11 protein-coding genes and 1 tRNA gene are annotated in these 13,187 nt (G+C 63.3%); 4 read left to right on the top strand and 8 right to left on the bottom strand.

Annotated features, from left to right (window positions below; translation table 11 throughout):
• Positions 1–34: 34 nt before the first annotated feature.
• A tRNA-Pro gene (locus LB515_RS08890) sits at positions 35–111 on the top strand.
• 59 nt (positions 112–170) lie between these two features.
• Here the strand turns inward: LB515_RS08890 and LB515_RS08885 are convergent.
• Both LB515_RS08885 and LB515_RS08880 read right to left on the bottom strand, forming a co-directional pair.
• Positions 171–536 (bottom strand): type II toxin-antitoxin system RelE/ParE family toxin, encoded by a 366-nt coding sequence (locus LB515_RS08885; protein WP_224529993.1) that lies wholly within the window; start codon positions 534–536, stop codon positions 171–173.
• Between the two features lie 4 nt (positions 537–540).
• The gene (locus tag LB515_RS08880; RefSeq protein ID WP_140845724.1) at positions 541–834 is read right to left on the bottom strand and encodes a type II toxin-antitoxin system ParD family antitoxin; all 294 of its coding nucleotides are present in this window, start codon (positions 832–834) and stop codon (positions 541–543) included.
• A gap of 199 nt (positions 835–1,033) precedes the next feature.
• Here LB515_RS08880 and LB515_RS08875 point away from each other — a divergent pair, with 199 nt between their 5' ends.
• Entirely contained in the window at positions 1,034–1,369 is a 336-nt protein-coding gene (locus LB515_RS08875; protein ID WP_140845723.1) for a hypothetical protein, read from the top strand.
• 28 nt (positions 1,370–1,397) lie between these two features.
• Here LB515_RS08875 and LB515_RS08870 read toward each other — a convergent pair whose 3' ends face one another.
• The 4 genes from LB515_RS08870 to LB515_RS08855 form a co-directional block, all read right to left on the bottom strand.
• Positions 1,398–3,017 carry an ABC transporter ATP-binding protein gene (locus LB515_RS08870; protein ID WP_224707460.1) on the bottom strand — a complete coding sequence of 540 codons (1,620 nt, stop codon included), beginning with the start codon at positions 3,015–3,017 and terminating at the stop codon, positions 1,398–1,400.
• A gap of 1 nt (position 3,018) precedes the next feature.
• Entirely contained in the window at positions 3,019–4,143 is a 1,125-nt protein-coding gene (locus tag LB515_RS08865) for an ABC transporter permease (protein WP_224707459.1), read from the bottom strand.
• Positions 4,136–5,059: an ABC transporter permease subunit gene (locus tag LB515_RS08860; protein ID WP_224707458.1), complete on the bottom strand. Its 924-nt coding sequence runs from the start codon at positions 5,057–5,059 to the stop codon at positions 4,136–4,138. The genes LB515_RS08865 and LB515_RS08860 overlap by 8 nt, the downstream gene beginning before the upstream one ends.
• 174 nt (positions 5,060–5,233) lie before the next feature.
• Positions 5,234–6,826 (bottom strand): peptide ABC transporter substrate-binding protein, encoded by a 1,593-nt coding sequence (locus LB515_RS08855; RefSeq protein ID WP_140845720.1) that lies wholly within the window; start codon positions 6,824–6,826, stop codon positions 5,234–5,236.
• Between the two features lie 375 nt (positions 6,827–7,201).
• On the opposite strand from LB515_RS08855, the gene LB515_RS08850 reads away from it, so the two are divergent.
• Positions 7,202–7,567, top strand: coding sequence for a TadE family protein (locus LB515_RS08850; RefSeq protein WP_245340453.1), 366 nt, complete (start codon positions 7,202–7,204; stop codon positions 7,565–7,567).
• A 146-nt stretch (positions 7,568–7,713) separates the two neighbouring features.
• On the top strand, positions 7,714–9,444 hold the full coding sequence (locus tag LB515_RS08845) for a TadG family pilus assembly protein (protein ID WP_224707457.1): 1,731 nt from the start codon (positions 7,714–7,716) through the stop codon (positions 9,442–9,444).
• Positions 9,445–9,452: 8 nt separating this feature from the next.
• On the opposite strand, the gene LB515_RS08840 is transcribed toward LB515_RS08845, so the two are convergent.
• Both LB515_RS08840 and glgX read right to left on the bottom strand, forming a co-directional pair.
• A complete protein-coding gene (locus LB515_RS08840; RefSeq protein WP_224707456.1) occupies positions 9,453–11,108 on the bottom strand; it encodes an alpha-glucosidase family protein in 1,656 nt (551 codons plus the stop codon).
• Entirely contained in the window at positions 11,108–13,105 is a 1,998-nt protein-coding gene (gene glgX, locus LB515_RS08835; protein WP_224707455.1) for a glycogen debranching protein GlgX, read from the bottom strand. Before glgX ends, LB515_RS08840 begins: the two co-directional genes overlap by 1 nt.
• Between the last annotated feature and the right edge of the window lie 82 nt (positions 13,106–13,187).

Genomic DNA, 13,187 nt, shown 5'->3' with positions numbered 1-13,187 from the left:
AGAAAGCGGCAGCTATAAGCCCGCGGTCTGGTCACGGAGTGTAGCGCAGTCTGGTAGCGCACCTCGTTCGGGACGAGGGGGTCGCAGGTTCAAATCCTGCCACTCCGACCAGAAAAAACAAGCACTTGGCCTTTCCCGAAATCGCCATCCGTCTGAAATCCGGACTGCCGTCAATCGTCGCCGTAGCTCTCCGGCAGATGGCGCCGGAGTTCCATCGCGTCGTGGAGAACGCGGCCAATTCCGACGACCTCAAGCGTCATCCGGTAGAGCAGGAAATGGCGTGGTCGCAGAACAATGCCGTGTTCGGTCCGTGCTCGATCCCGACTATAGCGCAAGTGATAGCTGCGGATATTGTTTCCCAGGTCCGCGCGGGCGATGCTGCCCACCCGTTCGGGGTCGGCAGCAATGTCGCGCAGCGCCGCAATCAGCAACCCTTCGTAACGGACACGCGCGATCTCGCCGAAATTGACTTCCGTGTAGGCGAGTATTTGAACGATGTCTTCCTTCGCGGCTGCTGAAAGCCGGTACAGGACCATGGCGTTACAAGCCTGGTTTTTTCGCGCGTAAGCTTGCCTGCCGCCCCAGGCCATTCATAAATTTTTCGAGACTGTCTCCAGCAATATCCTCGAAACGGCCTTGCTCGATGTCGTGGAAACCGATGCTGGCTGCCTCCCTGAGCGCGGCCAGCTTTGCCGACTCCCTCGCCTCGCGCTGCTCGATCAGCCGCAAGCCGTCACGCAATACCTCGCTGGCGTTCTGATAACGCCCGGTTTTCACCAGCCGATCGATCACCTCTTCGAGGTGTTCCGTCAGGACAACATTGCGGGTCGGCATCGCGGTATCAGCTCCAGTTCAACAGGCATGATATAGGGGGATGGCATATTATGCCAATACCGTCGCTCGAACGATGTCTGATCTTCGAAAACAGAATCGTGCGACAACGCTCGACAACGGTTTCTCACTTTGGCCTAATGGCAACCCGCCATGCTCCTGGATGCGCGGGACCGCAGGACGGCGAACCAGGGTTGAGAGTATGAAGTTCACGCCGACGGCCATTCTACCGACAATTGCGGTCCTCTTGTTCGCGGCGGGCTGCTCATCGACCACCGCGTCGATCAGCCCGGCGAACTACGACAAAATGAACTGCCCCGAGCTCAACAATGCGGTCGGCGACACCGCGACCGATATTTCACGCACCGCAATCGCTCGCGGCAAGGTCGCCAACACCAGCGTGCCGACATGGTTGCTGGGCGGCGAGCGCGTGAAGACGGCGATAGCCAATCGCGAAACCGCCCGGATCGAACGGCTGCAGCAACAGCAGCAGGTGATCGTCGCGACGCGGAACCGGAGGTGCCCGTCCTCGCCGTAAGCCGAGCGAGATTAAGCTTGCCCCGGCTTCAAGCACTCATCCTGAACCGTGCCGTATCGATGGCGGCGTTCATCAGCGTCTGGGTGTAGGCTTCGCGCGGATTGTCGAAGATTTCTTGCGTCGGCCCTTCCTCGACGATCTTTCCCTGCTTCATGACGATGATGTAGTCGGCCATGGCGCGGACCACCGCGAGGTCGTGGCTGATGAAGAGGTAGGACAGCTCATGGTCGGCCTGAAGCTTGCGCAACAGCTCGACGATCTGCTTCTGCACGGAACGGTCGAGCGCCGAGGTCGGCTCGTCGAGCACCACCACTTTCGGCTTCAGGATCATGGCGCGGGCAATGGCGATGCGCTGGCGCTGACCGCCGGAGAATTCATGCGGGTAGCGGTTGCGCGCATTGGGGTCGAGGCCGACCTCGCGCAGCGCCTCGACGGCGCGCTGGTCGCGCTGCTTGCCGGTCAGCGAGGGCTCGTGCACCAAAAGGCCCTCGGTGATCACCTGGCCGACGGTCATGCGCGGCGAAAGCGAGCCGAACGGATCCTGGAAGACCAACTGCAATTCGCGCCTGAGCGGCCGCATCGCCTGGCGGTCCGCGTCCGAAATGTCGCGGTCGCCAAAGCGGATCACGCCGTCGCTGGGCAAGAGCCTGAGCAGCGCGCGGCCCAGCGTCGACTTGCCTGAACCGGACTCGCCGACGATGCCGATCGTCTGGTTGCGCTTCAGCCGGATCGAGATCCTGTCCACCGCGCGCAGCATCAGTGGCTCGCCGCCAAGGAAGCCGCCGCCGATCTTGAAGACGACTTCGACATTGCGGCCTTCGAGCAGCACCGGCGCACTGGCGGGCGGCGCCACCTTGGTGCCCGTCGGCTCGGCCGCGAGCAGCATCTTGGTGTAGGCATGCTGCGGATTGGCGAAGAGCGCTTCCGCATCGCCCTCCTCCACCACCTCGCCCAGGCGCATGACATAGACGCGGTCGGCGAAGCGGCGCACGATGCCGAGGTCGTGGGTGATGAAGACGATGGCCATGCCGAGCTTGCGCTGCAGTTCGGCCAGCAGCATCAGAATCTGCGCCTGGATGGTGACGTCGAGAGCCGTCGTCGGTTCGTCGGCGATGAGGATGTCCGGATCGTTGGCCAAGGCCATGGCGATCATGACGCGCTGGCGCTGGCCGCCCGACATCTCGTGCGGATAGGATTTCATCCGCCGTTCGGGATCGGGAATATGCACCAGCCTGAGCAATTTCAGCGCCTCTTCCCGCGCGGCCGCCGCGGAAAGCCCGCGATGCCGGCGGATCGGCTCGATCAGCTGGTTGCCGATTGTGTAGAGCGGGTCGAGCGAGGTCATCGGCTCCTGGAAGATCATGCTGATCTTGCGGCCGCGCACTTGGTTCAGCTCGCTCTTTGACATCGTCAGGAGATTGCGACCGCGGTAGTCGACCTGACCGGTCGCCTCGCCATTGGAGGAAAGCAGGCTCATCGCCGCCATCATCGTCTGGCTTTTGCCGGAGCCGGATTCGCCGACGACGGCGACCGTCTCGCCGGCGTTGACCTTGATGTTGATGCCCTTCACGGCCTCGACCGTGCCGTCGAGGGTCTGGAAGCGGACCCGCAGGTCCTTGACGCTGAGGATCGTTTCGGAACCAGTCATCTCAGCGGTCCTTGGGATCGAGCGCGTCGCGCAGGCCGTCGCCGACGAAATTCAGGGCAAACAGCGTCGAGACGAGGAAGAAGGCCGGGAACAAAAGCAGCCAGTTGGCGTAGCCGATGTTCTTGGCGCCGACCGAGATCAGCACGCCCCAGCTGGTCATCGGCTCCTGCACGCCTAAACCGAGGAAGGACAGGAAGCTCTCCAGGATGATAACCTGCGGCACCAAGAGCGTCATGTAGATGACCACCGGGCCAAGCAGGTTGGGGATGACATGGCGCAACAGGATGCCGCGCTGGCCGACGCCCATGGCCTCCGCCGCCTGGACGTATTCCTGCCTGCGGATCGACAGCGCCTGGCCGCGCACGATGCGCGCCATGTCGAGCCACAACACAGCGCCGACGGCCAGGAACATCAGCACGAAGTTGCGGCCGAAAAACACCACCAGCATGATGACGAAGAAGATGAACGGCAGCGAATAGAGCACGTCGACAATGCGCATCATCACCTCGTCGACCTTGCCACCGGAGAAGCCCGCGGTCGCGCCGTAGATGACGCCGATTACGCCGGCGACGACGCCGGCGAGCAGCCCGATCGCCAAGGATATGCGCCCGGCCATCAGCGTGCGCGAAAGCAGGTCGCGCCCGGTGTTGTCGGTGCCGAAGATGAAATATTGCTGCTTGATGGCGGAACTCATCGTCATTTCGAGGCCGTCGGGCGATTTGCTTTCGATCCTGGTGTCGTCGAAAGCGTCGGAGCGGTCGAGATAGCGGATGTTGCGGTCGTCGACCGGCTTCTTGGACGTGACGGTCACGACCACGCGGCTGCCATCCTGATGCCACTCCTTGATGTCGACGCGCATGCGCTTGATGGCGTCAGTGAGCGCACCCTGGATCATGTCGGGCTTCGGATAGGCCGAAAGGCTCGGCGGCGTGCGCACATAGTCGCCATAGATGGTGGTGTATTCATGCGGCACAATCATCGGGCCGAACACGCTGATGACGGCGATGAACGCCAGATAATAGAGGCTGAACATGGCGGCGCGGTTGCGCTTGAGCCGCGCCCAGGCATTGCCCCAGAGCGAGCGGCCGATGATCGGCTCGGGCACGGCGACGGCAAGGTCAGTCATAGCGCACCCTCGGATCGACCACCGCATAGAGCAGGTCGACGATCAGGTTGAAGACGATGGTGAAGAGCGCGATCACCACCACGGTTCCCATGACCAGCGTGTAGTCGCGGTTGAGCGCCGCATCGACGAAATAGCGGCCGACGCCTGGAATGGAGAAGATGGTCTCAACGATGATCGAGCCGGTGAGCAGCGCCGCCGCCGCCGGGCCGGTGAAGGAGACGATCGGCAGCACGGCGCCGCGAAGCGCATGCTTGACCACCACCGACCAATCGGACAGGCCGAGCGCGCGGGCGGTGCGGATATGATGCGAGCGCAGGCTCTCGATCATCGAGCCGCGCATCAGGCGGGCGACGATGGCGATCTGCGGCAGGGCGAGCGTCAGCACCGGCCCGACCTTGTTGATCAAGGCGCCGTCGCCCCAGCCGCCGATCGGCAATAGCTTCCAGGACAGCCCGAAGAGGAGTTGGATTAACGGCGCGGTGACGAAGGTGGGGATGGTGCTGCCGGCGGTGGCCAAAGCGATCACCGAATAGTCGGCAAGCTTATTCTGATTCAGCGCCGCGATCGTGCCAAGGATCGAGCCCAACAGCAGCGCCAGCACCAGCGCCGAGGTGCCGATCTGTACCGAGATCGGCAGGCCCTTGGCGAAGAGTTCGGTGACGGTGAAATCCGGCAAATTGTAGCTCGGGCCGAAACTGCCGCGCAAAAGATTGCCGAGATAGTGGACATATTGCAGCCAGAGCGGATCGTTGAGGCCGAACTGGGCTTCGAGATTGGCCCTGATCTCGGGACTCAAGCCCCGCTCCTGGTTGAACGGGCCGCCTGGTGCGACGCGGATCAGGAAAAACGCCACCGTCACAATGACGAACAGCGTGGGGATGGCGGTCAACAGCCGCCGGAAGACATAACGCAGCATCGGCGCCCCGCTTCAGCCAGGGCGACAGCTCTCCAGACGAGACCGTGGCGCGCCGGCATCTCTGATCTTCGCACCGGGCAGCCCGAAAATCCAATCCGACTTTCGGCCCGGCACGACGACAGACCGCGACCGCCGCTCCCAAAAAGAGAGCGGCGGCACGGCCAAGGTTTCTTGTCAGTCCTTGGAGATGAAGCGGGACGGATGGATGTCCATCACATTGTCGTCGAAGCCATGCAGCTTCGAGGAAACGATGTCGTGGTAGCTGTAGTAGAGAAGTGGTATCTCGCCGACGTCGTCGACGAGGATGCGCTCAGCTGCGGCGAGGTCCTTCATGCGCTCCTCGGGCTTGCCGCCTGCGGCAGCCGCCTTGTCCATGGCGGCTTCATAGGCAGGGCTGTTGTAGTTCGAGTAGTTGTTGCCGCTCGCCTTGCGCGAGATGCCGAGGAAGGTCTCGGGATCCTTGTAGTCGGCGATCCAGGCGGCACGGGCGACGTCGTAGTTGCCCTTCTGCTCGAGGAAGCTGTAATGGGTCTTGGTGTCGGTGTTGAGCAGCGTCACCTCGACGCCGAGCGGCTTCAGCTGTTCCTGGATGGCGACCGCCGTGTTCTTATGGTTCTCCGAGGTGTTGTAGCGGATCTCCATCTTCAACGGATGCTCGGGTGTATAGCCTAGCTTTTCCAGGATTTTCTTGGCCGCATCCTCCCGGTCGATCTGCGGCATGTCGGCGTATTTGGCCAGTGCCGGCGTGTAGCCCTCGATACCCGGGGGCACCATCGAATATCCGGGCAGCATTGAGTTCTGCCAGACCTTCTCGGCGAGGAAGTCGCGGTCGATCGCCATCGAGATGGCGTTGCGCAACTCGACATTGTCCCAAGGCGCCTTGTCGGTCTTGACCGCGTAATAATAAGTGCCGAGATACGGCCCGACACGGACCTGGTCGCCGAATTTGGTTTTGAGATCGGCGAGCTGCTCGGTCGGCAGGTCGCCATAGCTGTCCAGCTCGCCCGCCTCGAAACGCTTCATCGCCGACGAGCGATCCTCGGTCGGGATGTAGTTGACCACGTCGAGCTTGACGCTCGCGGCGTCCCAGAATTTCGGGTTCTTGACCAATTTCATATGGTCGTTGGGAATCCACTCCGCCAGCGTATAGGCGCCATTGGAGACCAGCTTGCCCGGCTTGATCCAGTCGGCGCCGAGCTTGTCCATGGAAGCCTTGTTGACCGGATAGGTCGCCTGGTGGGTCAGCATCTCCAAGAAATAGGGCGTCGGAGCCTTCAGCGTGACTTCAAGCGTGTTGGCGTCGATCGCCTTCACGCCCATATCCTCGGCCTTGCCTTTCTTGGTGTTGAAGTCCTCGGCGCCCTTCACCGGATAGAGCATCGAGGCGTATTCTGCAGCGGTCGCCGGATCTTCCAGTCGATGGAACGAATAGACGAAGTCGTCCGCCGTCACCGGGGTGCCGTCCGACCAGAGCCCGTCCTTGCGCAGCTTGAAGGTGTAGACGGTGCCGTCATCCGACACCGTCCAGCTTTCGGCGGCGCCCGGTATGAGATTCGTCTTCTGGTCGTGCATGACGAGGCCCTGGAACAGGTCGCGTATGATATCGGCTTCGTAGACAGTCGACGTCTTGTGCGGATCGACCGTCTCCGCCTCGGCGGCGGCGCCGCGGTTGTAGACGGTTTCGGCGAAGGCAGGCGTGTAGAACGTGCCGCTGGCCAAGGCCAATGTGGTGGCGAACACCGTCGCCTTCAGCATGTCTTTCAGCATGAAGTTTCTCCCTGTCGGCGCAGCCCCTCAGCCGCGCCTTCTTAAGTTTTGACACCTCGGAACCGTTGAAACGGCCCCGTTTCAGGCGTGCCGCCGGTTCCTTCCGGCGGCTGGTGGCAGGAGACTAGACAGAGCGAAATCTTATTTCAACCATTGCCTGCTTGACGCAAAGTGAGCGCCGTAACGCTAAAACAGCGAAACCTAAAGCTTAGAGCTTGCTTTCAACTTGGCACACCTGCCGGTTGTTCCAGCTGTTTTCTGTTTTTGCAGGCGGCCTTTGGCATTCTCCGCGCCATGCTGAAGAACCGAAAATTGCTTGTTCCGTGGTCTCGTTTCCGGGCTGACGCCACGGGCACGTCGGCAATCGAATTTGCCATGCTGGCGCCGGTCTTCATCCTGCTTCTGCTCGGCATGGTTGCATATGGGATTTATTTCGGCGCCAGCCATTCGGTGCAGCAGATCGCCGCCGACGCGGCGCGCACCGCGATTGCCGGCCTCAACCAGACCGAGCGGCAGGCGCTGGTTACCGATTTCATCACTCACGATGTCTCGGGCTATCCGTTCGTCGACGCCAACAAGCTGACCGTCAACGCGCAGGACAGCGCCGTCGACGGCAGCCAGTTCGTCGTCTCGGTCACCTACGATGCGCGCAACCTGCCGATCTGGAACCTGTTCCGGACGCTGCCGCTGCCGGGCACGACGATCCAACGTCAATCGACGATCCGCGTCGGAGGCATATGATGCCCATCAAGGGGGGGCTGGAGCGGCTTATCGTTTCCCGAAATGGCCAGACCGCTCCATCTGTTTTCAGTGACGCAATTCCGGACGGAAGGCTACGGCGAGGTCGCCGAACTCAACCGCTTCGCACTTTTCCTGGGATTGCTTTCATGGCGGCGACGCGACGGCTGCTCGCCGACCGGAGCGCGAATTTCGCCGTCATGACCGCGCTGTGCACGCCGGTGGCGCTGGCGCTGACCGCCTTTGCGATCGACGAAGGTTCCCTTTACAACGAGCGCCGCGCCGCGCAGTCGATCGTCGACCTTGCCGCCATCACCGCGGCCTCGAACATCACCAACGCCCAGCAGGCGGTGCTGACCGCGCTCAGCGACAACGGCATCACCTCGGTCGCCGTGCAGCAACAAGGCGCGACCGTGGCGCCGACCGCCAGCAAGGCCGTCGTCCAGGTCGTGCCGGGGCGCTACACGGGCGTCAGCACCATTGCCGCCGGCAGCCGGTTCGAGGCGGGCAAGCTGCCCTACAATGCGGTCCAGGTTACGCTCAAGAAGCAGGGTACGCTTTATTTCGCCGGCTCGATCATGGCGCCGCCCACTCTCGGCACGACCGCTATCGCCAGCGCGCAGCCGCAAGCGGCTTTTTCGGTCGGCTCACGGCTCGCCAGCCTCAATGGCGGCGTTCTCAACGCGCTTCTCGGCGGCCTTCTCGGCGGCAACATCTCGCTCAGCGTGATGGACTACAATTCACTGGTGTCGGCCGATGTCGACGTTCTTTCGTTCACCGATGCGCTGGCGACGCAACTGCATCTGACCGGCGTCTCCTACAACGACGTGCTTGCTTCCAAAGCAACGATCGGCCAGATCGCCACGGCAATGGCCAATGTGCCGGGGCTCGACCGCACAGCCAAACTCGCTCTGCAGACCATGGCCTCCAGCGCCACCAATACGGTCAGGATTCCGCTCAGCACCCTCATCGATCTCGGCTCCGTCGGCGATCTCGGCATCGGGCAAAAGCCGGCCGGCCTTAACGTGACAGCCAGCGCGCTCAGCATGTTCACCGCGGCTGCCGCTCTGGCCAATGGCACGAATCAGGTCGCGGTCAATCTCGGCGCCACCATACCGGGGCTGGCATCGACGACGCTTGCGATCGCCATCGGCGAGCCGATGCAGAACTCGGCCTGGCTGGCGGTGGGCGAGGCAGGCACCGTGGTGCGCACGGCGCAGACCCGCATCAAGCTCAACGCCAGCGTGACACTCGGCAATTCCAATCTCGGCGGCGGCACCAGTCTTGTCGCCGTCCACCTGCCGCTCAACGTCGAAGTGGCCTATGCCGAAGCGAAGCTGACCGACATCACTTGCCCGACGGGTCCCTCCAGTATCAAGGTTTCGATCGCCGCGCAGCCGGGCGTGGTCTCAGCCCATCTCGCCAACAGCAATGCCAGCGGCTTCGCGGATTTCACCAAGCCGCAGTCCTTCTCCGACGCCGATATCGCGGATCTGAAGCTGTTGCTCGTCCCGCTGCTGCAGGTGACAGGCTCGTCGGCCTTCTCGGTCACCAACATGACGCCGACCAACCTGACCTACAACGCCACCGACATCGCAAACAAGGCGATCAAGACGGTGTCGACGAAGAACCTGACGCAGTCGCTGACGACATCGCTGGTCAACAACCTGTCGCTCTCGATCAACGCGCTGGGGCTCGGCCTCGACGTGACCGCCCTGCTCGGCACAGTGAAGCCGGCGGTGACGACGCTGCTCAACGGCGTGACCGCGCCGGTGGACGAGCTCGTCTACAACGTGCTTGGAGCCCTGGGCGTCCATGTCGGCGAGGCCGATGTGCGCGTGACCGGCGCGACCTGCGGACGCTCGGTGCTGGTGCAGTAAGACAACCGTCAGCCAATCCTGCCGACGAAACTGCCCAGAGGCGGCAGCGCCAGCACGCTGTCCTCGACCACACCGGTAAGAACGCCGGCGGCGTCAACGTCAAATGCCGTTATCTCGGCCTCGCCGATCTCGGTGGGCAGCGCCCAGCCTGTTGCCTCGGTCGAGAAATTGAAAACGCAAAGCAGCCTTTCGCCATCACACTCACGGAGGAAAGCAAGCACATCGCCCTCGGCCTCGAGAAAGCGGATCGAGCCGGCAATCAGTGCCGGATGGCTCTTACGCAAGGCAAGGATCGAGCGATAGGCGGCAAGCACCGACCGTTCCTCGCCATTCTGGACGTCGGCCGCCCGGGCGCGATGCGCCTGCGGCACCGGCAGCCAGGGCTTGGCCGTGGAGAAGCCGGCATTGTCCGCCTCCGCCTGCCAGACCATCGGGGTGCGGCAACCGTCCCTGCCCTTCACGCCGGGCCAGAAGCGGATGCCGACGGGATCGCGCAGATCCTCATAGGCTAGCTCCGCCTCCTCGAAGCCGAGTTCCTCGCCCTGATAGAGGCAGATTGAGCCGCGCAGGCAGGCAAGCAGCGCGATCGAGAACTTCGCCACCGCGTCCGGGTTCTCGCCTTGCCGCGTCCAGCGGCTGACATGGCGCACGACATCATGGTTGGAAAAGGCCCAGCAGACCCAGCCGTCCGGGGCAGTCGTCTCGAACGCCTCCACGCAGCCGCGCACATGGGCGGCGGAAAATTGCGGGCTGAGCAAGTCGAACGTATAGCACATCTGCAATTTGTCGCCGCCCGATACGTAGGCGGCGAGTGTCTGCAAGGAGCGCTCCTCGTCACCCACCTCGCCGACCGCGGCGCGGTCTGGATATTCGTCGAGCAGCGCGCGGAAACGTTTCAAGAAGTCGAGGTTTTCGGGCCGCGTCTTGTCGAAAAGATGCTCCTGGAAGGCGTAGGTGCTGGTGGCGCCATTGGTGCCGGCGACGCTCGCGGCCAAGGGCGGGTTGTCGCGCAGCCAGCGGTCGTGGACATAGTAGTTGACGGTGTCCAGCCGGAAGCCGTCGACGCCGCGCTCCAGCCAGAAGCGCACGGTGTCCAAAAGCGCGTCCTGAACGTCCGGATTGTGGAAGTTCAGATCCGGCTGAGCGGCGAGGAAATTGTGCATGTAGTATTGCCGGCGGGTAGCGTCCCATTCCCAGGCCGGTCCGCCGAACAGCGATTGCCAGTTGTTGGGCGCGCTGCCATCCGGCCTGGCGTCAGCCCAGACGTACCAGTCCGCCTTGGCATTGTCGCGGCTGGCGCGGCTCTCGACGAACCATTCATGCTTGTCGGAAGAATGCGAGATCACCTGGTCGATGATGAGTTTCAGGCCGAGCCGGTGAGCCTCGGCGACCAGCGCGTCGAAATCTTCCAATGTGCCGAACATCGGATCGACGTCGCGATAGTCGGACACATCGTAGCCCATGTCGGCCATCGGCGACTTGAAGAAGGGCGAGAGCCAGACGGCATCGACGCCGAGCGACGCGACATGGGCGAGCCGCGCGGTGATGCCCTTGAGGTCGCCGCTGCCGTCGCCGGTCGTGTCCTGGAAGGAGCGCGGATAGACCTGATAGATGACGCAGCCGCGCCACCATTCGCTCCCTTGCCCGGAATTTTCGGCAGCCATCACAAGCCCTTCCCGTTGCGCGATTGAGCGGCACGCCGCTCGATCATGAAATTGACGCTGCGGCCGGGCAGCGGCCGCGCAAGATCGACCGGCTGCGCCTCGATCGCCGGGCGCCACTCGTAGCCGTCCCGGACCGGCAAGGTGAAGACGCATTGGCGGCGGTCGCCATTGACCATGACGGCAAGGCGACTGCCTCCGCTATCGCCGAGCATCATGACGAGGCGATGTCGATCGGGATCGTTCCACTCCGTCTCGCCGAGCGGCGCGCCCGTCTCCGTCAGCCACTCGACATCCGGAATGGCCGAAGCATCAGCCGGCTTTCCGGTCAGGAAATGCGTGTCCGACAGCGCGGGAAAGGCACGACGCATCGCAGAGAGCGATGAGGCATATCGCTCCAACGCCTGATCGCGGCCGGCCCAGTCGAGCCAGGTGATGGCGTTGTCCTGCGCATAGGCGTTGTTGTTGCCTTTTTGCGTGCGGCCGAACTCGTCGCCGGCGGTCAGCATGATGGTGCCGCGCGAGGCGAAAAGTGTCGCCAGCAGCGCGCGCTGGTCGTCGAAGCGCGCCTTGGCAATCGCCGCGTCGTCCGTCTCGCCCTCGGCGCCGTTGTTCCATGACAAATTGTCGTTGTGGCCGTCGTGATTGTGCTCGCCGTTGGCGTCGTTGTGCTTGCGCTCATAGGCGACGATGTCGGCCAGCGTCATGCCGTCATGTGCAGCGATGAAATTGACCGCACGGCTCGCCGGTTGGCCTTCCCTGCCGAAGACATCGGAGGAACCTGCAAGCCTTGTGGCCAAGACGCCTACCGCGTCGGCATCGCCGCGCCAGAAGCGCCTGATATCATCGCGATAACGATCGTTCCATTCCAGATATGGCGGCCGGAAATTTCCGAGCTGGTAGCCGCTCGGACCGATATCCCAAGGCTCGGCGATCAGCACGCGGTCGCAGAGCACGGGATCGCCGGCAATGGCCCGAAGCAGAGGCGCTTCCGGATCGAAGGCGCCGTCGACGCGGCCGAGCACCGGCGCCAGATCGAAGCGGAAGCCGTCGACGCCGGCGAAGCGGACGAAGTGACGGAGCGTGTCGAGCACCATCTCGCGCACAACCGGATGGTCGCAGGCGACGGTGTTGCCGGTGCCGGTGTCGTTGACCAGCCTGCCGTCCGCCTGGTGCCGGTAGTAGCCTATCGCATCCAGTCCGCGCAGCGACAAAGTCGGCCCGAGCCGGTCGCTTTCGCCGGTGTGGTTGAAGACGAGGTCGAGGATGGTGCCGATGCCGGCCTTGCGCAGCACGGCGGCGGTGTCGCGCAGTTCCTTGAGACCGCCGGGCGCGAGGCGCGGATCGAGCGCCATGAAGGTGACGGGATTGTAGCCCCAGGCGTTGCTCAGCCCCAATGGCGGCAGATGCCGCTCGTCGATCGACGCAGTGACCGGCATCAATTCGACGGCCGACACACCGAGACGCTTCAGGTGCTCGACGACAGCCGGATGGCCGAGCGCCGCGATGGTGCCGCGCTGGGTTTCCGGCATGTCCGGATGCAGCTTGGTGAAGGAGCGGACGTTGAGCTCGTAGATCAGCCCGCCAGGCCGGAACAGCGGCGGCTGAGGCGGCACCGGTTTGGGCAGCGAACGCGCGATCGCCTTCGGCATCAGCGGAGCGGTGTCGGCGCCTTCGTTGCGTTTGGCGGCAAGCCGCCAATGATATTGGTATGGACGATCGACCTCGACGGCATAGGGGTCGGTGAGAAGCTTGTTCGGGTCGAACCACAGGCCGCGCTCCGGAGCATAGTCGCCGTCGGCGCGGAAGCCGTAACGCGCGCCGTCGCCAAGGCCGGAGACAAGGAGCGCGTGCACGCCCCCGCCTTCGGGGTTGAGCTCCACCCGATCGGTTTCAAGCGCGCCGGTGTCGTCGAAGATCGAGACCCAAAGACGTCTCGCGGATGAGGACCAGGCGGCGAAGCGGATGCCTTCGGGGGTGATGGTGGCGCCGAAGGTCATGCGAGCGCCTCCCCTTCTCCCCTTGTGGGAGAAGGTGGATCGGCGCGCAGCGCCGAGACGGATGAGGGGTGTTGGAAGAAAT

It is taken from the genome of Mesorhizobium sp. CA15 (genome assembly GCF_020165215.1).
Classification (GTDB): domain Bacteria; phylum Pseudomonadota; class Alphaproteobacteria; order Rhizobiales; family Rhizobiaceae; genus Mesorhizobium.
Note: the sequence above shows the minus strand (reverse complement) of the source record. Positions and strands in the feature narration are given on the sequence as shown.

Coding starts and splice junctions, on each gene's coding strand:
- LB515_RS08885 (WP_224529993.1), bottom strand. CDS start 536: ATGGTCCTGTACCGGCTTTCAGCAGCCGCGAAGGAAGACATCGTTCAA.
- LB515_RS08880 (WP_140845724.1), bottom strand. CDS start 834: ATGCCGACCCGCAATGTTGTCCTGACGGAACACCTCGAAGAGGTGATC.
- LB515_RS08875 (WP_140845723.1), top strand. CDS start 1,034: ATGAAGTTCACGCCGACGGCCATTCTACCGACAATTGCGGTCCTCTTG.
- LB515_RS08870 (WP_224707460.1), bottom strand. CDS start 3,017: ATGACTGGTTCCGAAACGATCCTCAGCGTCAAGGACCTGCGGGTCCGC.
- LB515_RS08865 (WP_224707459.1), bottom strand. CDS start 4,143: ATGACTGACCTTGCCGTCGCCGTGCCCGAGCCGATCATCGGCCGCTCG.
- LB515_RS08860 (WP_224707458.1), bottom strand. CDS start 5,059: ATGCTGCGTTATGTCTTCCGGCGGCTGTTGACCGCCATCCCCACGCTG.
- LB515_RS08855 (WP_140845720.1), bottom strand. CDS start 6,826: ATGCTGAAAGACATGCTGAAGGCGACGGTGTTCGCCACCACATTGGCC.
- LB515_RS08850 (WP_245340453.1), top strand. CDS start 7,202: ATGCTGGCGCCGGTCTTCATCCTGCTTCTGCTCGGCATGGTTGCATAT.
- LB515_RS08845 (WP_224707457.1), top strand. CDS start 7,714: ATGGCGGCGACGCGACGGCTGCTCGCCGACCGGAGCGCGAATTTCGCC.
- LB515_RS08840 (WP_224707456.1), bottom strand. CDS start 11,108: ATGGCTGCCGAAAATTCCGGGCAAGGGAGCGAATGGTGGCGCGGCTGC.
- glgX (WP_224707455.1), bottom strand. CDS start 13,105: ATGACCTTCGGCGCCACCATCACCCCCGAAGGCATCCGCTTCGCCGCC.